Consider the following 18,981-nt stretch of genomic DNA (forward strand, 5'->3'; position numbering starts at 1 on the left):
AGGACGTGGTTTTTGTTTGTTGTAGATCACTTGAACGAGGATTAGTTTATCCATTAATGGGTGCGTGCAAATTCAGATGTAGCTCCAGTAAATCTATTAATTGGTCAACGATCTCCTCGGCCGGATAAGGCATGGAATTCATAATCCACCACTCCAGGAGACCAACTGCAGCGGAAGCAAGAAATTGTATCGTAATCTCTTTTTTCATACCCTCCTGGATGCCACAGGCATCCATTTGCTCCTGCACTCCCTGGACCAACAATGTCATCAACTTACTACGGAATGCCGGAATACCTTTTTTGGTTAGAAGTGTGGTATAGGTAGTGGCATGCTGTTCCAGATAACGGAAGGTCCGGAGCAACGCATCCTTGGCCGTAACGGGTGTTGTAGTAGAGCTTTCGATCATACAGGCATCCAACAACTGCTGCAAATAGGTTTCAATGCATTGATCCAACAGGTCGAACTTGTCAGCGTAATGCAAATAGATGGTTCCTCGGTTTACATTAGACCGATCAGCAATTTCGTTTATCGTAATTTGTTCGAAATCCTGTTCCTCCAATAACCCCACAAAAGCTTCGATTATCGCCTTTCGTGTCTTGAGTACTCGTCTGTCCATGGCCCCTCCTATGATGGTTTTCAACAATAAGGAATCATTCGTTGATTATTCAACAAAAACGGATATTTTAACGATTGAAGCACAGTAGGTGCTTTGTTACTCTTATTTTATCAACAAATGTTCATAAAGCAACGAATATTGATAAAATATGAAATAGAGGGATAACCAATGAAGATATTAGTGTATGGCGCAGGTGTTTTGGGCAGCCAACTGGCACACGTTCTGGTGCGCGGTGGAAATGATGTTACTGTTCTGGCCAGAGGGAAGCGGGCAGAAGAACTGGAGAAGGATGGAGTCGTCATCCGGCATATTTTTCAATTCAAAACGACAGTTGATCAGGTTCGGGTAGCCAGAACGTTGGAAGTGGATGACCAATATGATCTTATTTTTGTAGTCATGAAATATAATGATTTCCCTTCTGTGTTACCTATTCTGGCAAACAATCAGAGCAGCAATATTGTGATTGTGGGAAACAACGCAGATGCACGAAGCATGCAAAACGTTTTGGAGGAAAACAGCAGGGTGGCAAAACAGGTCGCGTTTGGATTTCAGGTGAGTGGAGGTAAGCGGGAAAAGGACCGCATGTTATCCATAGGTGGAAGCAGCGGACAAATGGTAATCGGCAGTCTGGACGGTGAGATAAGATTTAAACCTTTGCTGGATCAAGCTTTCCAACATGTGAAATACAAGTTGAATGTTCTGAGTGATATTGATGCCTGGCTGAAAAGTCATATCATCCCCATTCTGATGCTTAATGCGGTGAGTTTTAATGAGGAGCGCGAATTGATCAAGTTGGACGGGAACAGAAAGCAAATCCAACATATGATTAGGGCGATGGATGAGGGCTTCAGCGTGCTTGAGGCTATGGGCATAACGATTATACCGGAGATTCAGGCTAAAATGATTCGCAAGCATCAACGGATGTTGTACCTTCTGTTGAAGATCTATAGCATGCTTCCGGTTCATAAGCTGGTCGCAGGTTCTTTTGGAGAGATTGAGGCGTTAAATAATGCATTTACCGATTGGAAAAAGACAACAGGCATCCCGACTCCCCATTGGGACGTGCTGAAAAGAGATTTTACTATCCTTAAATGAAGTGTTGCTCATTACCCCAATACCGACTACAATAAAACCAACTAATAAAATGGGGATAAGGTGATATGAGGATGCGGGAAGTGCCCATGCGCTATGTGAAAGCGAATCAGGTTGGTATTGTATTGTTTGTTCTGCTCTCGTTTGTGTTCAATCCTCTTGTAGTTTTGGGCGTGCTGTGGGTCGTTCAGGTGGTTGGGCTGGCTTCCAGTGGCAAGCTTAATCTGTTTGTGCAGATTGGGAAAGTTGTGTTGACTGGTAAAGGTACAGAGACGCAGGCGGTGGAGCTACAGCGATTCAACAATATTCTGGCCGTGCTCTTCCTGTCTCTGGCACTCATCTCATTCTCGCTTGGCTGGGTAGGTGCAGGTTATGTATTCTCCGTCATGCTTCTCGCGGCTGCAAGTGCGGCACTGCTGGGTTATTGTGTTGGCTGCACCGTCTATTTCTGGTACAAACAGCTGCGTGCAGGTAGAAAAATTGGATTTTGAGGTTGGATGAAGAAGTGATACAGGTATCCGGGATGCTACGATTGCTTCATAACGAAATCCCCCTCAAGTGAACTGTTCACTTGAAGGGGATTTTTTTATCTAAACCAGGCTTTGTTTAAATTGTTGGTGAAATTGTTATCGTTGAAAGGCACGTTGGCGCTACCGAAGTCCGTCGTGTTGAGTGCATTTCGTGCCGCAGAAGTCAGATCGTCCCATCCGATCAAAGGCTGAGTTCCACCAACAGCGCTAGTAACGCCGAGCTCATGGTTCAGCGGCCAGGTACTGTTATAGGAAATCAACGGATGATTACCTTGTGTATTGGTATTGCTCGGTGTGACGTTGGTGAACTGTCCGTGACCGGAATAGGCGATGGAGAGGATTTGGGGGTTGGCCGCTGTCGGATTATCTACCCACACGACGATTCCTTCCCAATCATGACGATGGCCGAGTCCGGAGGAAGGGGAGTCTTTGGGAAAATACCACGAATACATGATGGCCCACACCCCATTGTGCCAGGCGGAACGGGAGTAGATCTGCCCCGTACTTGAGCTACAGTTTCCATTCGATGACCCAGACGTATTCAACCCAGCGCTGGTATTGCCCTGTTGATCCACTGCGGGGAAAGGCACACAACCATGATAGACTTTCAGAAAAGGCTGAAAACGCTTGGCTGCTTGCTGCATTACGGTGACTGGTGAGACTTCCTGAAATCCGACAACCTGATCATGATTAATTTCTGCTGCTTCAACAACGGTGACCCAAGGAATACATGCCATAAGAAAAACCAGGAGCATTAACACGATTTTTTTCATTTACAATTCTCCTTCAAGGGTATGATGTGGTGCTAAGTTGAGGGTGCACTAAAACTATATTGGAAAAAGGTTTATATTATTTATCTTTTCATCTTAAGATTTGTAAATTTGTAGCATATCTATGTCATAATCATATGAAGGTATCAAAACGGAAGACTAATTCCTGTCCAAGCGGGCAGAATGGTTGATTAATGAGACTATTTTACATAAAAGGTAGTGGGATAGATTCAGGACTGGTGCATGAGGTTTATTGGCTAATGGATAGATTAGTGGGTACATATATGAAAAAATATACTTATGGATTACAGGCTAGGACATCTTTACATTTGATGATATGATAGGAGTTAAAGGCTTTGGAATGAGACGGAATTCCTGATGCATAGATATAAGTAAGACGAAAGATTAGAGCAGAATGAACGTAAGTTCATTATTGTGTAAAAAATATGCCCTTTTGTGGACTGATGCAAGGTAAGATTATGAGGTTGTATAGACTCATGGATATTGTGGAATAGGTGGCGTATGAGATGAAAAAAGCTCGTTTAATATATAATCCGACCTCAGGCCGGGAAGAAATGAAGAAACGTCTGGCTGATATTTTGCAGCGTTTGGATCAAGGTGGTATTGAAGCTTCATGTCACGCAACAACCGGTGAAGGTGACGCAACCCGGGAAGCTGAACTTGCGATTGAACGCGGATATGACATGATTATTGCTGCTGGTGGCGATGGCACGTTGTACGAGGTTATTAACGGTATGGCTGAGCGGGAGAACCGTCCTCCGCTGGGTGTGTTTCCTTTGGGAACGACGAATGATTTTGCACGTGCACTCGGCATTCCGAGACAGTGGGAAGATTACGTGGATCTGGTCATTAATCAGCAACTTCGTCCGCTCGATCTGGGCAAAGCGAATGATAAATATTTTATCAACATCGCCGGTGGCGGATCATTAACTGAATTGACCTATGAAGTACCGAGTCGTCTGAAAACGATGATTGGGCAACTGGCCTATTATATGAAGGGTATTGAGAAAATGGCGAGCCTGTCTCCACAGGAGCTGATTATTCGCGCCGACGGTCAGGAAGAGATTCATGATGAATTCATGTTATTCCTCATCGCCAATACCAATTCGGTCGGGGGATTTGAGAAATTGGCTCCGGGTGCAACCATTGATGATGGTCTGTTCGATGTCATTTGCGTGAGGAAATGTAATTTGGCTGATATGATCCGCCTCGTAACGCTTGCGCTGCGTGGGGAACATCTGAACGACAAGAAAGTGGTTCATTTCCAGACGAGTCATATGGAAGTTACGTCGCCAGGTTATGTGCAACTGAACCTTGATGGAGAGTTGGGCGGCACGCTGCCAGCTACCTTTACGAATTTGCGTCATCATCTGATGCTGTATCGTTAAACTTGGCACTTGGCTTAGAATGTTGGTTGCTTGCGGAAAACATCGATACCTCAGCAGTGGTTGCACAGCATCGCACAAGTGATAAGGAGAGTTGGATTCAGCTCTGCCGTAAGGCGAGATGGAAGTGTATTTTCCAGTTGCTGTGTACGGTGGGATCGCGTATAATCTCATGTGGTCACCATGCGTTGAGCTGATACAGGGCACATTGTGGTGATTGAGTGAACGTGAACATTGAACGGTGAATAATGAACAGTGAAGGTTAAAAGTGCTGTTCTTGTTCGATGGTAATGCGATGTGGTACACCGTGCTGAATGTAACAGTTTGGTCGGGTGCCGGCTGGCGGCTAACGAACTCAGAAAGCCTTAATATGGCGAAATCGCCGAATCTGCGAATTTAACGAATCTCAGCGTCGTTATTTTGGAGAAAATGACCGAAAAAGGTCGGAAAACACCATCCGAACTTGATATAACGTTTCTGAAGTTCATTAGAAATTCGGAACGTTATTTTTGATGTGAATAAGGTGTGTCAGGTTCTTTAGAATTGTGAACAGAGTGAAAAAAGAGATTTCTCCCTCGCCTGCATAGGCAAGGGTACTATATAAGAAGAAAGAAGTGAATGTACGTTGTCTAATACGAACCGCAGCGGTCGTGGAAAAAACCGCCGGAATTCGGCTGCCTCTCAGGGGCAAGGGAACGCTTCTGCGTCCCGTCAGCCAAGTCAATCATCTCGTCCATCTACACGTCAGCAGGGAAAAGAGGTGCGGCCACAAGGCGCATCTCTTTCTGCCGTTCGTCCAAAGGGGAGAGCGCGTGAATCTGCACCAATCGAGGGACTGCCCGTTAGTAAAAATGAAGAGACTGTCATCGACATCATTGGCATGAACCATGACGGTGAGGGTGTAGGTCGCGCGAATGGATACACGCTCTTTGTGCAGGGTGCGCTTCCAGGTGAAACCGTGCGTGTACGTGTGATGAAAACCAAGAAGCAGTATGGCTACGCCAAACTTCTGGAGATCGTGAAAGCAAGTCCGGATCGAGTGTCCGCGCCTTGCCCGATCTACGATCAGTGCGGCGGCTGCCAGATCCAACATATGAGCTATGCCGGACAGCTTGCGTGGAAACGCCAGTTGGTAGTCGATAATTTGCAACGGATTGGCAAGTTGAACGTGATGGTGGAGGATGCAGAGACGTTGGCATCCAACGTGCAGAATGATAAAGAGGGCGCCGAACAGCGCGTGCAGGATGACGCTTCAGTTGGTGAGGCGAAGCTGGAGGAGCGGTTGGTACAGGATGAGAATCAGCCAACTCAACCTGGACAAGCATCTTCTGAAGTACAAATGAATGGTAGCAATCGTATACGCCTTCGCCTTGAAGGTGTCATGAACGAAGAGGATACGGAGCAGGGCATTCGTGTGCTGCCTACCATGGGCATGGACGAGCCATGGCGCTATCGTAATAAAGCACAGGTGCCGATTGGAGCAGCTGAGGGTGGCCTGGTAGGTGGTTTCTACGCTAAAGGAAGTCACCGTATCATTGATATGGAGAGCTGCCTCATTCAGCATGAGCATAATGACGAAGTGGTTGCGAAGGTTAAGGAGATCGGCAGTCATTTTGGAATTAGCGCGTACAACGAAGAGACAGGTCGCGGTTTATTGCGTCATGTCGTTGTGAAGAAAGCGTTCCGTACAGGCGAGATGATGCTCGTTCTCGTCACCAATGGCCGCGACATTCCACACAAGGATGCATGGATCGGTAGTATTCATGAAGCGATCCCGCATGTGGCGAGCATCTGCCAGAACGTGAACAAGAAGCAGACCAATGTCATCTTTGGCGATGAGACCCGCGTCCTGTGGGGCCGTGATGTAATCTATGATTATATCGGAGACGTGCAGTTTGCAATCTCGGCGCGTTCGTTCTATCAGGTGAATCCGGTGCAGACGGAAGTATTGTATGGCAAAACTGTTGAATACGCAGGACTGAGCGGCAAAGAGACCGTGATTGATGCTTATTGCGGCATCGGGACGATTTCTCTTTTCCTCGCGCAACATGCGGATCAGGTGTACGGGGTAGAGATTGTGCCTGAAGCGATCGAGGATGCGCGTAGCAATGCCATGTTGAACGAGATGCGTAACGTTAAGTTCGAAGTTGGTGCTTCTGAGGACGTTATTCCACGCTGGAAAGAACAAGGCATCGAGGCCGACGTGATCGTTGTCGATCCGCCGCGTAAAGGCTGCGATCCACGTTTGCTGGAAACGATCCTGGAGATGAAGCCGGAGCGAGTGGTGTATGTGAGTTGTAATCCGAGTACGCTGGCACGTGATCTGCGTGTGCTGGAGGATGGTGGCTATCGCACGGTTGAGGTAACGCCGGTGGATATGTTCCCACACACGGTGCATGTGGAGTCGGTAGCGATGTTAAAATGGAAGGGGCAGGATTAATTCCTACGCCTCTCGTTGTTCCAACTTCCTTATGGATTGAGGACGGGAAATATGTAATGTATGGCTTTGATTGAACCGTCTTTAATAACTTCAAATTTTTTGAATAAGTCTTTGAAGTGCCTGCTTAAAGACTTGTTGACCTTCAATTTGAAGTTCGGTGAAGCGGGATTTGCTATATATAGGCACGGAGTTGTTCTTCCGTGTCTTTTTTTGTACCTGTAATAATGAAGTAATTACTGATTTTGTACACACCCTAATTCTAATACAGATAGAGGTGAAATTCTTGAACTATAGGGGCATAGATCTCATCAAGTAGAAGCTTCTTATCATCACGCTTGTAGCCAAATGTGGGTAGAGAAGCCTTGTAGGGCGGTTCGTAAAATATCATTTTCATGTGGCTCGCCGCTGGTCAACAGCCAGACTTTCGTACCAGTAACCTCTTTCTTTCCGAACGGATGAAAGAGGTTACTGGAAACCGTGTTTACTCATGTGCTAGAGTTATAACTGATTTCGAATGGACGTCAAAGCGAGGCAAACTTCATTAACTCAGCTTTGGACGCCAATACACGTGATTCTGTATCGTGTTCGTGAGCGATTCCAGTTTGAAGTCGAGCCGTTCTCCTTATATGATTGACGTTCGTTCTTGACAGCCCCACAGCATGCGTTGAACATCTCCTTATCAATATCTCCGCTCGTCCGTTTCCTCGTAAGCTTAACAGTCCCTAGACGAAAACACTTCGACATGCGGCTATGAAGCATTCTGACAATGTTTATTGTATTGGGCGTATTCTTTATGGCTGGAATGGTTGCGTTAAATATATTTTCCCTTTACCATACACATTTTGAAACAATCGCAAAGGAGAGAAACAGCAGGATGACGAATGGAATTCCAGAGGGCATCAATGGGCTTTTTCGAAATTGTTGACAATTGGCATATATGGAATTATATTAAATATATCACGCACTTGGTACTGTAGATCTACCAGTGTAAACGCTCTCCAAGCAAAACTTTACGCAATATAGTTCGATCCCGTCGAGGAAGAAAATGGAGAGGTGATGGGGTACTTAGTCCCAGTTTTGTACACGCCCTGTCCATTTACGAGTGACATTCATCCTAGTTTTGTAGAGCATTTTCAGCAACGCTTCATTGCTTGGGAAAATGCTTTTTTCTTTAGGCTTTGCGATGTTGACGAAGGAACCCTCAATTATTTCCGTCGTTGTACTCTTCGCGTCAAGCTTTTTATGTCCTGCATCGTGTCATACTCCGCCTCCAGCATGAATTGCAGAATCTCTGCATACAACTATGCAAACAACTCTTTCAGTGCAAATTCACCTTGTACATCGTTATGAACTTATTCTTCTTCACAATACTCTCACTTGCTTATCACATATAGTATCCTCTTTAATCGGCCTTTTTCTAAAGATTATCTAACGGGGGAAACATGATGTCTAATTCAATAGAATTGATCTTGAGAAACGAAATTTTTGCTGAGCTGGACATCGAGTATCCGGAAGACCACGATACCCGTTTGTTGGACCAAGGGATCGATTCAGTAGGCTTCATCAAGCTTATTGTTTTAATGGAATCGAAGTTTAACATCTCGATCCCTGATGAAGATCTGTTATTTGAGAAGTTCTCCACGGCTGGATTAATCCTTAATTATTTGACTGAGAAAACGCTATGATGACTATCATTCAGCGTCTATTTCTGGAGGCCTCTGATCGCCAAGATCATATTATCCTTGAAGATCTAAAGCAGCAATGGACTTACGCAGAGGTGATGACAGAAGCTTACTTGATTTCTTTATATATCCACAAGAGTTTTGAGCTTGAGACCGGAAGTCATCTTGCATTATACACAAATAATGAGCCCTTGTTCATTATTGCGGCGCTGGGCATTCAATTCTGCGGTTATGTGTTAGTACCGGTTCCTTATTCGGCATCCAATACTGAAATTGAAAATATTTTAAATGCCAGTGACGCCAAATTGGTTATCAGCAAATATGCACAGCCTGCGCATATCAATTGCGACATTCCTTGGGTTACCGCTCAGGATTTATCGCAAGAACCAATGCCTTCGTTTGAATCGATCTCGTTAACAAATCAGTCCGATCCCAATCAATGTGCGATTCTCCTTCCTACATCGGGCACAACCGGAAAATCTAAAATCGTTATGTTATCCCATTGGAATGTATTAACGAATGCCTTGGCACATGGCGGAAAGGTGGGGTATACGGATCAAGATTCGTTTCTTGTAACGATGCCCGTTCATTTCAGTTCTACGATTGTCACGCAATTGATTTCTTGCATGCTATATGGAACCCGAATTAAACTTATCAGCTTGCCCTTTCTGCCGCGCACCGCGTTTAAACTGTTTCAGAATAAGGCGGTCACGGCATTCTCAGCGGTGCCTACGCAATTGATGCATTTTGTTTCCGATTTCCATCAGACAAAGAACTGGAGTGCCTTTGATTCCATTGAATTTATTGTAATTAGCGGTGCGGCGACTCCTGCGAAATTAGTAGACCATCTTCAGACTGTATTTCCTCATGCGGACATTATTCAAACCTATGGATTGACCGAAGCTTCTCCGCGGGTAAGCATGATGGAACGGGGAGAGCGCTACTTATCCTGTGGATCACCCATAAATGACGTTTCTATTCGTCTTGTTGACGAAGAAGAGAATGAGGTAGAAGGAGCTGCTATCGGAGAAATTTGGGTCAAGGGCCCGAATGTGATGCTCGGTTATTACAAAAACCCGGAGTTAACGAACGCTACCATTGTTGAGGGTTGGTTAAAGACAGGAGATTTGGGATATTGGAATGAATCAGGGTGTCTTATACTCACAGGTCGAAAGAAGAATATCATTATATCCGGCGGTATCAATATCTATCCGGAAGAAATCGAGGAATTTTTGTACGGCTTGAAAGAAGTGGAGGAGGTCATGGTTGTTGGTGTACACGATGATCTGTTAGGCGAAGTACCTATCGCATTTCTGAAAGTTTTTAATGAATGCCTGGTTGATATAGATGCACTGACACGACATTGCAACTTACATTTGTCATCGTATAAAGTGCCTAGACAATGGAGGGTTATAGATAACATTCCAAAAACAAAAACAGGAAAACTGGACAGGGCAAGTACGAAGCGCTTATTGCTAAATGAGATATACTGATTCGGCATCCTTAAGCCATTTAACCAAATAACGAGGGGGGAACGAAAGGTTGAAGAATTCAACTCAAACATTGGGCAGAGAAATATTGCCGGTCAGTTATCCGATGATTACAACCTATACGCAACATGCTCATCTCTTGTCCATACTTACCCATTACGAGTGCGCACATCCATGGATATTTAGCAATTATATTCAATTATTTATTAACAAAGATTATAAACACCATTGGGGAGATTTTTATTTCCCGCTGACTTATGAGCTGCGGCCTTCGGATGCGTGCAAATGGATTACTACTCAAAAGATACATAGAGATACGGTAACAACTAAATGGGAGTCTGTTATTCATTTTATTATAGAAAATATTAACGCTAATAACTATGTCCACACCATGGTCAATTATTTCTACGTGCCCCTAAGCGATCGCTACAATAGACTCCATTTGCATCATGACATATTTGTTTACGGCTATGATTTGGATAGAGAGATATTGTATGTTTCCGATTTCTTTAAAAACGGCGTGTATAGTCAGGCTGAGATATCATTTACTGATTTCAATCTTGCGTTCGACACGAATCATCTAACAACCAATCATGATTATCTTAGAGAAATGGTTTATCTGTATAGATTCAATGATCAATATCAGGATAAATTCAGTGCAGATACCCTAGTGAATTCTATAAGAAATTATTTCACTAAGCAAACGCCGGAGTATTGGGAGATGTTCAACTATGGGGGCGACAGGGATAATCTTGACTTCGGCATGCAAATATACACAACTCTATATAATTATGTGAAAGAGACATTGGAACATAAGGTTATGCTTGATATAAGACCCTTTCATTTACTTTATGATCATAAGAAGATAATGACGCTAAGACTCAAGTACTTGTACGATAATCAACATTTAATTAAATCAAATCAAGAGCATATAGATGAATTCACAGCTATTGAACTTAAAGCAAAAATCCTTGTGAATCTAGCGATTAAATATAATTTGACAAAGGACACGAGTATTTCCGAAAGTTTACAAACGCTGATTACGAATATAGAAAATGAAGAATCCATATTTCTTGAACGATGGCTGAAGAAGGTAGCTATTCAGTAATGTTGAGGGAGCAGATGATGTCAGTTGTGGATATCTCTTCTTGCACCCGAATAGAAGCCTTAGCGCGAAGCCCGTGGTGATCCGGTCATATTTATGGAGGGAGTGATGCCGGGATTATAATCGTTGCGATACAGCGTGTTGAGTAAGCCAAACCGTTCCTCTTGTATTAAAACAAACGTTTGCTGACAGCCTATTGTCTTCTTGTCTTTCAACGATCCGCATTGCTTCAAGCTCTTTTTCTGGCACAACCACAACGGATCCACTCACCTCAAGAATCTCTCCTGGTATTTAACCCAACATCTTGTGACTCATGCATAGAACCATATCTGTTCGATTGAATTAATAGTGGTTTCACAAACCTTAAGCAAGGGGGAGGATCATAATATTCATTGTATTAACAGGAGTCGCAGGCTTCATCGGTTCCAACCTCGCCGAGAGGCTGCTGCGGGAAGGCATACCGTTATCGGCGTCGATAATTTTCTGACCGGGTCTACTGTCAACATAGACAATCTCTTACGGTCGCCAAATTTCAAGTTTATCGAGCATGACGTCATTTATCCGCTCGCAATTGAAGGCCCTGTCGATTGGGTGATGCATTTTGCAAGTCTTGCCAGTCCGCCCAAATATTTGTCCTATCCGATCGAAACGATGAGGGTCAACAGCGAAGGGACGATGCATCTGCTGTATCTGGCCAAAGAAAAGCAGGCTGCTTTCTTCTTGGCTTCAACAAGCGAGATCTACGGTAACCCAACTGTTCTCCCGCTGCCGGAAGACGATCCAAGGAGAAGGAAGCCGGATATTACCATTTCAAGGACGATTATGGACTGGGAACCGGCGATCAGTTTGCATGATGCACTCGCTAGAACGATCCATTATTACCAGGGTCAATATATCCATTAAACGGGAGGTACCTATGCAAGAACAGATCATAGCGATGATATGCGAAATCAAGGAAGACGCCCAACTGGCAAACAGTTTGAACGAGCATTCGAACATCATGGAAGACGGGGGATTGGACTCCTTACAGCTAATTACTTTTGTATTAAATGTGGAAGAGCGTTTCGGTATTGAAATCGATTTTGAACAATTCGACTTCAATCTTATGGAGTCAGTCACGACCTTCTGCAATTATATCTCGGAGCTGCAGAAAACAGCGCCTGTATGAACGATAGACGCAAGTTCGAGCTCATTATCGGGACATTTGACGCGGAACGCTTCTGGCGCGACCCTAATCTAGCCAAACTGCCGTCGTTTCACGATCCTGAAATGGAGAATATCGTGATGGCCATGGATGAGCTGCTCTTCCCATTTTGCGAGGCGCAGGATAAGCTCATTACTCGCTATCGAATGAACGTTTGCCATAAAGAGTATTTGCATGAGATCGGATTTAAATTTCTTTCCAATTCAACCGATCTCGAGAGTCCTGATGTAGGAAGCGCAGGCAGAACCACCAATATATTCGACCTGCTCACATCAGCCGATCGAATGGGTGACGTGGATCTCTACTTGCTGGACGGCGCCCGGTTGTCGCCCTTTGCCGTCATTCCGGGGGTGGATCGTACTGCAGCGCGTTACGGGCTGGAACAGGATTTTCCAGCTATCGAAACGGTTCAGACTGTCAATTCGAAGCTGTATTCAACCGAATTGAACCGTCGCCTTGATCTTCGGTGTGACAGCCAGACGGTCTATTCTCCCGAAGAGCTGCTGGCAAGCGGCTTGACTTTGCTGAATCAAGGACCCTTCCTGATCAAAGATGAGTTTGGGGTATCCGGGAAAGGGAATTTGCTGATCGAGTCGGAAGCGATTTTGCAGCGAGTCACATCCTATGTCGCCGATCAGTGCAGCAAGGGAAAAACGGTTCGGTTTATTATTGAGCCGTTCCTCCGCAAGGAATTGGATTTTTCTTGCCAATTCCACATTGACCCGGACGGTACGTACCGACATATCTCAGTGCAGCAGTTGGTCAATCACAATTTCGCTTACCAAGGCTCCTATACAGCAGACGATAGGTTGCTTCATATGCTGCAGGAAGCGAAGTATTTTGATGTAATGAAACGGGCGGCTCGCGAGCTTTATCGGTCGGGTTATCACGGCGACGTATGCGTCGATTCCATGCTGTTGACAGACGGCCGCATCGTTCCGATTGTTGAGGTGAATGCAAGAAGATCGATGAGTCTGATCAAGCATTACGTTGACCGCTACCTGAAAAAGCACGACACGGCCGGGAGCATGACGCATGCGAATTTACAGTTTGCATGCGATGTATCATTCGATCAATTGCTGGAATCGCTGGACCGCGAGGGTGTTCTATATAAGCCTGATCGAGGATTCGGTATTTTACCGTTAAGCGCGAATACGCTCCTTATTAACAAAGTCGTCAGCGAGTGCAAGGGGATCCGGAATAAGCAGGTGAAGGGCAGATTATATTATTCGTTGATCCAGGGGGAATGGGATAACGAACGATTGACCGCTAAGGTTAAGGAGGTGCTGTCGTCGTTATCCTTCAAGATCGCCCGCTGATGCAGTCCGAAGCGCTTGAAGCCATGAATGGAGGAAGAAATTTATGGGTAAGCGGAAAGTGACGATTCTATGCTCGGGTTTCGGTCTGGGTTTCTACATTCCCGGTCTGTTAGCTGCAAGTGATTTCGAGAAAAGGGATATTGCGACGGAAGTGCTCGTGTTCGAAAGCTATTTGGAGCAAGACAAGATGGATCATATTGCAGACAGTAGAAAGGCTTACCACAATAATTTCGCACTTGCCAATATATCGGCCCGAATGCCGGTGGATATCCGCAACAGCATTGATGATGCCCAGGTCGAGCTATTGCTGGAGGCGTGGAAAGCGGAAGACCGGTACGAATTTATATCGTTATCCGGACACTGGATCTATATTCTGGATTTGTATAGGGAGAAGATGCTGCCGAATCAAATTCATGTAGACCTGCTCTACGTCGATTCAGATCTGGCCCCGTCCTGGAAGAGCTTGAAGAAGTTTCATCCTCGTTATGACGAGTATTATTACAATGCTTGTCTCTATGACACTGACAAGATGGAGATTCGATGCGAAATCCCATTTCTTCATCGTACGCCACTGCCCTTCGACTCAAGGAAGCGGCGGCTTGTTGTTCATGGCGGCGGCTGGGGGATGGGCACATATCAAAGTACAATTCCAGAGCTTGCCGGCCATAACTATGGGCTTGATATCGTAGCTTACGATTGGAAGGAAGCGAAACCCGATCCCGATCACCGATATTGGATGAACGATCCGGAATGGTGTGCATGGGTGAAGAGTGCGAACGGCCTGCACGAGTTTCCGCCATACATCGAAATAACGGGAGAAGGTACGAAGTCATACGCCGCTGAGGTTGATCATCATTGGTTATTCGATATCGCTTCGGAGGCGATGGCTATCGTGGCCAAGCCGGGAGCGGGCACATTAATCGACTCGCTTGCATCCGAAACCCCTCTTATTCTGCTGGAGCCGTTCGGAAGTCACGAACTTAGCAATTTGGAATTGTGGGAGTCACTGGGGTTCGGAATACGCTACGAGAAGTGGCGGGAGATGGATTTTTCCGTAGAGGTCCTTAAGGAGATGCATCAAGCGATCATGAACAGACCCGGAGAACGGACGAATTATGTGGATCATTATTGTGCGAGAGTCGCGTTAACGAAGGGGTAAGATTTCAATGGCAGAAGGGGTTATGCGATGAGCGTAAACAAATTGAGTGTCGTCCAAGATAAGACAAAGACTAGCTATCCGAGATGGATCGTCATGCAGCTGTTGGAGGAGTGTAATTTACGATGCAAGATGTGCTATGAGTGGGGACTCGAAGGGCCCTACAAAAGCAAAAAAACGTTAGCGCATCTGGATCCGGATCTCATCAAAAAGATCATCGTCGAGTGCAGCCCGGGCAAGCCGTATTACGATTTTTTCGGCGGCGAGCCGCTGATGTACCCTTGGCTGAGCGATATTCTCGACATGATCAATCATTATGGAAGCATAGCGGACTTCCCCACGAACGGCACATTGCTTGAGCAGCATGCCGAGATGCTTGTCGAGACTGCTCCAAATAAGATATGGATGTCGCTCGACGGCCCTGAGGAAATCAACGATAGGCAGAGAGGCAAAGGCGTATTCAAGAAAGTAATCAAGGGGATTGAGAAGCTTTATGAGCTTCGGGAAAGCAAGGGCAAGCAATTTCCGAAAATGGGTGTATCCTTTATCATTACGCCCTTGAACTATATGTACGTTGAGGAATTTTTCTTTAAGCATATCGACTTGTCGATGTTGGACCATATCAGCATGGAAGTGCAGCTCTATGCAACGGAAGAGCAGTATGCCCAATATGTGGAGGTTCTTAGTGACAAATTCGACGTGCATGAAGCTCCTTATGCCAAGGGGATGGTGTGGCGGGACACCAGTTCGTTCAGCCAGATCGATATTCCCGAATTGACGAGACAGCTCAATAATGTTAAAGCGTATTGCTTGAAAAACAGCATCCATGTGATCACCTATCCGAAGACGATAGATGAACAAAATTTGAGCAACTATTTCTCGGGGCAATTCCATCAGATGGCTGATAAACGAAATCGGTGCTCCCTTCCGTGGGTTTATGCGGAGATTACGGCAAGGGGCGACGTTTCGCCCTGCCATGCCTTCTATGATTTGACCTTCGGCAACGTGAACGAAGAGAGTTTGTTGGATATCTGGAGTAGTGACAAGTACAAAGATTACCGCGCGTATATGAAAAAAAATATGCTTCCGATTTGTACCGCTTGTTCAAGGTATTATATCTATTGATTCATGTGAATGACCTAATAGGTTTAAGAGGGGTGGTGTTGATATGAATCCGAAATCAGAGATTAAACGTTCCCCAAAGGATTTGCAAATATTGAAACGTACTATCAAGAATACGGTGGAAACAAAGCGGAACATGGAGAAAATAGCGGGTTACGCGACACCGTTGCCAGAGTCGGTCGGGATTAAACTGACGAACCAATGCAACTTGCGCTGCAAGCATTGCTACCAATGGAACGACACCGGATACCATCACTTTATGACACCGGAGCAGCAGCGGGAACAGCTCGACTACGGGCTGCTGGAGAAGCTGATCCTTGAGACGGAACCAGCCAAGTCGAGACTCTATATCTGGGGCGGCGAGCCGCTCGTATACAGCCATTTCGACCGTTTGGCCGATTTGCTTGAAGCCCATCCTCGCGAGACGACGATCTGCACGAACGCGATGCTGATCGAGCGAAAGCTGGACGCCTTGCTGAGAATCTCCGACAATCTGGAGCTGCTCATTGCACTTGATGGATTCGAAGAAGAGAATGATGCGCTTCGCGGCAAAGGGGTATTCAACAAGGCGATAGATGCTATTCGGATGCTAGTCGAGCTGCGCAAGGAAAACCGATTCAGGGGCAAAATTACGATCCATACCGTCGTTAACGATGCTATGACCGACAAGCTTTACGATCTGCTGGACTTTCTGGAGGACGTCGGTGTAGATATGGTCATGGTCTGCTTCCCGTGGTACATCTCGGACGAATGCACGAAGGGAATGGACGATTACTTTGACCAGAAGTTCGACTTCCTTCCGGCGAGCGAGCACAAGGGCGAACGAAGCTGGCACGCCTTTAACTACAAGCTCGATCCGGAGCGTATCCCTGCTTTGATGAGCGAGTTGGACCGGGTGAATAATCGGGTCTGGAAAATGCGTTTACGCTACCAGCCGAATCTGGATTATGACCAGATCGAAGATTTCGTGCTCGGCAAAGAGGTGAGGAGTAAAGGCACGATGAACAAGAAGTGCCTGGCTCTCTCGAACCGGATGGATATTACGCCCGATGGAACGATTGTTGCATGCAAATTTTTTAAGGAGTTCGAGATCGGCAATTTAAATGAAGCGTCCGTACAGGAATTATGGCACGGCATGACCTACAGAAGGATAAGGGAAATGATGGATGAACGACTGACACCGGCATGTTCCAAGTGCAGTGTCTTGCATTTGCACGGTGTTTAACTATTCTACATGAGCATAAATGAGGTGACCCAGTGAGCATTATCCAAGTGGAACGCTTATCCAAAAGCTTCAATTACTACGAAAAAGAATTGGGGTTTAAAAAATCGCTAAAAAATTTAGTGAAGCGGAAATCACTGATCAAAGAAGCGGTTAGCGAGATATCACTTGTAATCGATCAAGGCGAGATGGTCGGGTTCTTAGGCCCGAACGGTTCCGGCAAAACAACTACGCTTAAGATGCTGTCCGGCATCTTGTATCCGACAAGCGGGCAAGCGACGGTATTAGGCTATGTCCCTTGGGAGCGAAAAAAAGAATTCAAGATGCAGTTCTCGATCGTGATGGGGCAGAAATCGCAGTTGTGGTGGGATTTACCGGCGAACGAATCGTTGTACCTGAACAAATGCATTTATGAGGTCGAGGATAAGCCCTACAACCTTGTCCTGGATGAGCTTACGGAGATGCTTGATGTTAAAGATCTGCTCAATATTCAGGTACGTAGGCTTTCGCTGGGGGAACGGATGAAGATGGAGCTAATTGCGTCGCTCATCCACCGGCCTAAGGTGATTTTTCTGGATGAGCCTACAATCGGACTCGATCTGATTTCGCAGAAGCGCATTCGGGAGTTCCTGAAGTATTATAACCAGCAGACGAAAGCAACGGTCATTCTGACAAGCCACTATATGGCGGATATTGAGGATTTATGCAAACGAACGATCATCATCAATCAAGGGAAGATCGTATACGACGGCGATCTTCGGCGTGTGAACGAGCTGTTTCATGCAAAAAAGATCATCAAGCTGCAATTTACGGACGAAGTGCCGAGGCAAGCGCTAATCGACTATGGCGCTATCATGCAACATGACGGCATGAATGCCGTCATGGAGATCGATAAGCATGACCTCCAGCGGCTTTCCAAGATGATGCTGGACCGGTTCCCGATCCTTGATTTCACAGTTGAAGATATACCTGTCGAGCGAGGCATCGAAAGCTTGTATCAGAAAGATGGGGTCAGACATGAAAGCCTTACAGAAGTATAAAAGGACGTACATCCTTGCGCTTCAGAATGCGATGGAGTATCGGACCGATTTCTTTATGAGTATCATCAGCGGCGGCTTCATCATTCTCGTCCAATGCTTCCTCTGGACAGCCGTGTTTCGCAGTTCGCCGCAAGAGATTATTAACGGCTATACTTATTCACAGATCATCATTTATTCCGTGTTGTCCGGCGTCGTCTCCAAGCTGGTTTCTGCCGGCTTCGAAGGGGAAATCGCGAATGATATCAAGACGGGTGGACTGAGCAAATTTATCGCTCAGCCCATTCATTATTTCAGCTATCGGATATGCAATTTTTTCGGTGGGAAAACGGTTCAGATCGGGGTCGTCCTTGTCTTATTCGTCATACTGATGGTCGTTTTTACTCAGATTTGGGGGTTTCAGCTTAGAGGGGTGCAGATCGTTATGTTCCTGGTCAGCATTCTGTTCGGACTGCTCATCAACTTCCTGCTTTTTTATTCGATTAGTGCTCTCGCGTTCATCATTACCGAGGTTTGGGGCGTTTATATCGCGTTCAATCAAGGAGTCTATCTGCTAAGTGGTGCCATCTTTCCGCTTAATATTTTCGGAGATACGTTTGCCAGAATCTCCAGCTATTTACCGTTTCAATATGTCGTATTCTTCCCGGTTAACATCATCAATGGGAGCATGGCGATTCATGAAATCGTGCGCGGACTGCTCTTACAAGCGGTCTGGGTAATTGTGCTTATGATGATTTCGAAGTTGTCGTGGGATTCCGGGATGAGGAAATATGTAGCCGTTGGAGGTTAG

At 45.7% G+C, this 18,981-nt stretch carries 17 protein-coding genes and 1 pseudogene; 15 read left to right on the forward strand and 3 right to left on the reverse strand.

The window, feature by feature from the left end; translation table 11 throughout:
- Window positions 1-46: 46 nt before the first annotated feature.
- Window positions 47-616: a TetR/AcrR family transcriptional regulator gene (locus QVE09_RS23720; protein ID WP_315938790.1), complete on the reverse strand. Its 570-nt coding sequence runs from the start codon at window positions 614-616 to the stop codon at window positions 47-49.
- 168 nt (window positions 617-784) lie between these two features.
- Here QVE09_RS23720 and QVE09_RS23725 point away from each other — a divergent pair, with 168 nt between their 5' ends.
- Together QVE09_RS23725 and QVE09_RS23730 are read left to right on the forward strand one after the other, a co-directional pair.
- Window positions 785-1,711 (forward strand): ketopantoate reductase family protein, encoded by a 927-nt coding sequence (locus QVE09_RS23725; RefSeq protein ID WP_315938791.1) that lies wholly within the window; start codon window positions 785-787, stop codon window positions 1,709-1,711.
- A gap of 65 nt (window positions 1,712-1,776) precedes the next feature.
- Window positions 1,777-2,199 (forward strand): DUF4395 family protein, encoded by a 423-nt coding sequence (locus QVE09_RS23730; RefSeq protein ID WP_315938792.1) that lies wholly within the window; start codon window positions 1,777-1,779, stop codon window positions 2,197-2,199.
- Window positions 2,200-2,294: 95 nt separating this feature from the next.
- Here the strand turns inward: QVE09_RS23730 and QVE09_RS23735 are convergent, their stop codons facing one another.
- The gene (locus tag QVE09_RS23735) at window positions 2,295-3,011 is read right to left on the reverse strand and encodes an NPP1 family protein (RefSeq protein ID WP_315938793.1); all 717 of its coding nucleotides are present in this window, start codon (window positions 3,009-3,011) and stop codon (window positions 2,295-2,297) included.
- 524 nt (window positions 3,012-3,535) lie between these two features.
- On the opposite strand from QVE09_RS23735, the gene QVE09_RS23740 reads away from it, so the two are divergent.
- Both QVE09_RS23740 and rlmD read left to right on the forward strand, forming a co-directional pair.
- Window positions 3,536-4,417 (forward strand): diacylglycerol kinase, encoded by an 882-nt coding sequence (locus QVE09_RS23740; RefSeq protein ID WP_047840512.1) that lies wholly within the window; start codon window positions 3,536-3,538, stop codon window positions 4,415-4,417.
- A 622-nt stretch (window positions 4,418-5,039) separates the two neighbouring features.
- Window positions 5,040-6,854, forward strand: a complete 1,815-nt coding sequence (rlmD, locus tag QVE09_RS23745; RefSeq protein WP_315938794.1) for a 23S rRNA (uracil(1939)-C(5))-methyltransferase RlmD — start codon at window positions 5,040-5,042, stop codon at window positions 6,852-6,854.
- A 1,065-nt stretch (window positions 6,855-7,919) separates the two neighbouring features.
- Here the strand turns inward: rlmD and QVE09_RS31640 are convergent.
- Window positions 7,920-8,072, reverse strand: a pseudogene (locus QVE09_RS31640) (IS256 family transposase); the annotation flags it as partial.
- A 227-nt stretch (window positions 8,073-8,299) separates the two neighbouring features.
- Here QVE09_RS31640 and QVE09_RS23750 point away from each other — a divergent pair.
- From QVE09_RS23750 to QVE09_RS23800, 11 genes are all read left to right on the forward strand, one after another.
- The gene (locus QVE09_RS23750) at window positions 8,300-8,539 is read left to right on the forward strand and encodes a phosphopantetheine-binding protein (protein WP_315938795.1); all 240 of its coding nucleotides are present in this window, start codon (window positions 8,300-8,302) and stop codon (window positions 8,537-8,539) included.
- Complete coding sequence (locus QVE09_RS23755; RefSeq protein WP_315938796.1) at window positions 8,536-10,029, forward strand: class I adenylate-forming enzyme family protein; 1,494 nt, start codon at window positions 8,536-8,538, stop codon at window positions 10,027-10,029. Before QVE09_RS23750 ends, QVE09_RS23755 begins: the two co-directional genes overlap by 4 nt.
- A gap of 49 nt (window positions 10,030-10,078) precedes the next feature.
- The gene (locus QVE09_RS23760) at window positions 10,079-11,134 is read left to right on the forward strand and encodes a cysteine peptidase family C39 domain-containing protein (protein ID WP_315938797.1); all 1,056 of its coding nucleotides are present in this window, start codon (window positions 10,079-10,081) and stop codon (window positions 11,132-11,134) included.
- A gap of 345 nt (window positions 11,135-11,479) precedes the next feature.
- Entirely contained in the window at window positions 11,480-12,034 is a 555-nt protein-coding gene (locus QVE09_RS23765; protein ID WP_315938798.1) for a GDP-mannose 4,6-dehydratase, read from the forward strand.
- 13 nt (window positions 12,035-12,047) lie between these two features.
- Window positions 12,048-12,299 carry an acyl carrier protein gene (locus QVE09_RS23770; protein ID WP_315938799.1) on the forward strand — a complete coding sequence of 84 codons (252 nt, stop codon included), beginning with the start codon at window positions 12,048-12,050 and terminating at the stop codon, window positions 12,297-12,299.
- A complete protein-coding gene (locus tag QVE09_RS23775) occupies window positions 12,296-13,654 on the forward strand; it encodes an ATP-grasp domain-containing protein (protein ID WP_315938800.1) in 1,359 nt (452 codons plus the stop codon). Before QVE09_RS23770 ends, QVE09_RS23775 begins: the two co-directional genes overlap by 4 nt.
- 43 nt (window positions 13,655-13,697) lie before the next feature.
- Window positions 13,698-14,813: a UDP-glucuronosyltransferase gene (locus QVE09_RS23780; protein ID WP_315938801.1), complete on the forward strand. Its 1,116-nt coding sequence runs from the start codon at window positions 13,698-13,700 to the stop codon at window positions 14,811-14,813.
- 27 nt (window positions 14,814-14,840) lie between these two features.
- A complete protein-coding gene (locus QVE09_RS23785; RefSeq protein ID WP_315938802.1) occupies window positions 14,841-15,935 on the forward strand; it encodes a radical SAM/SPASM domain-containing protein in 1,095 nt (364 codons plus the stop codon).
- Between the two features lie 43 nt (window positions 15,936-15,978).
- Complete coding sequence (locus tag QVE09_RS23790; RefSeq protein ID WP_315938803.1) at window positions 15,979-17,157, forward strand: radical SAM/SPASM domain-containing protein; 1,179 nt, start codon at window positions 15,979-15,981, stop codon at window positions 17,155-17,157.
- Window positions 17,158-17,189: 32 nt separating this feature from the next.
- A complete protein-coding gene (locus tag QVE09_RS23795) occupies window positions 17,190-18,194 on the forward strand; it encodes an ABC transporter ATP-binding protein (RefSeq protein WP_315938804.1) in 1,005 nt (334 codons plus the stop codon).
- Entirely contained in the window at window positions 18,172-18,981 is an 810-nt protein-coding gene (locus tag QVE09_RS23800; protein ID WP_315938805.1) for an ABC transporter permease, read from the forward strand. Before QVE09_RS23795 ends, QVE09_RS23800 begins: the two co-directional genes overlap by 23 nt.

It is taken from the genome of Paenibacillus sp. ClWae2A (genome assembly GCF_032452295.1).
Classification (GTDB): domain Bacteria; phylum Bacillota; class Bacilli; order Paenibacillales; family Paenibacillaceae; genus Paenibacillus.

Coding starts and splice junctions, on each gene's coding strand:
- QVE09_RS23725 (WP_315938791.1), top strand. CDS start 785: ATGAAGATATTAGTGTATGGCGCAGGTGTTTTGGGCAGCCAACTGGCA.
- QVE09_RS23740 (WP_047840512.1), top strand. CDS start 3,536: ATGAAAAAAGCTCGTTTAATATATAATCCGACCTCAGGCCGGGAAGAA.
- QVE09_RS23735 (WP_315938793.1), bottom strand. CDS start 3,011: ATGAAAAAAATCGTGTTAATGCTCCTGGTTTTTCTTATGGCATGTATT.
- QVE09_RS23790 (WP_315938803.1), top strand. CDS start 15,979: ATGAATCCGAAATCAGAGATTAAACGTTCCCCAAAGGATTTGCAAATA.
- QVE09_RS23720 (WP_315938790.1), bottom strand. CDS start 616: ATGGACAGACGAGTACTCAAGACACGAAAGGCGATAATCGAAGCTTTT.
- QVE09_RS23780 (WP_315938801.1), top strand. CDS start 13,698: ATGGGTAAGCGGAAAGTGACGATTCTATGCTCGGGTTTCGGTCTGGGT.
- QVE09_RS23755 (WP_315938796.1), top strand. CDS start 8,536: ATGATGACTATCATTCAGCGTCTATTTCTGGAGGCCTCTGATCGCCAA.
- QVE09_RS23770 (WP_315938799.1), top strand. CDS start 12,048: ATGCAAGAACAGATCATAGCGATGATATGCGAAATCAAGGAAGACGCC.
- QVE09_RS23800 (WP_315938805.1), top strand. CDS start 18,172: ATGAAAGCCTTACAGAAGTATAAAAGGACGTACATCCTTGCGCTTCAG.
- QVE09_RS23750 (WP_315938795.1), top strand. CDS start 8,300: ATGTCTAATTCAATAGAATTGATCTTGAGAAACGAAATTTTTGCTGAG.
- QVE09_RS23775 (WP_315938800.1), top strand. CDS start 12,296: ATGAACGATAGACGCAAGTTCGAGCTCATTATCGGGACATTTGACGCG.
- QVE09_RS23785 (WP_315938802.1), top strand. CDS start 14,841: ATGAGCGTAAACAAATTGAGTGTCGTCCAAGATAAGACAAAGACTAGC.
- QVE09_RS23730 (WP_315938792.1), top strand. CDS start 1,777: ATGAGGATGCGGGAAGTGCCCATGCGCTATGTGAAAGCGAATCAGGTT.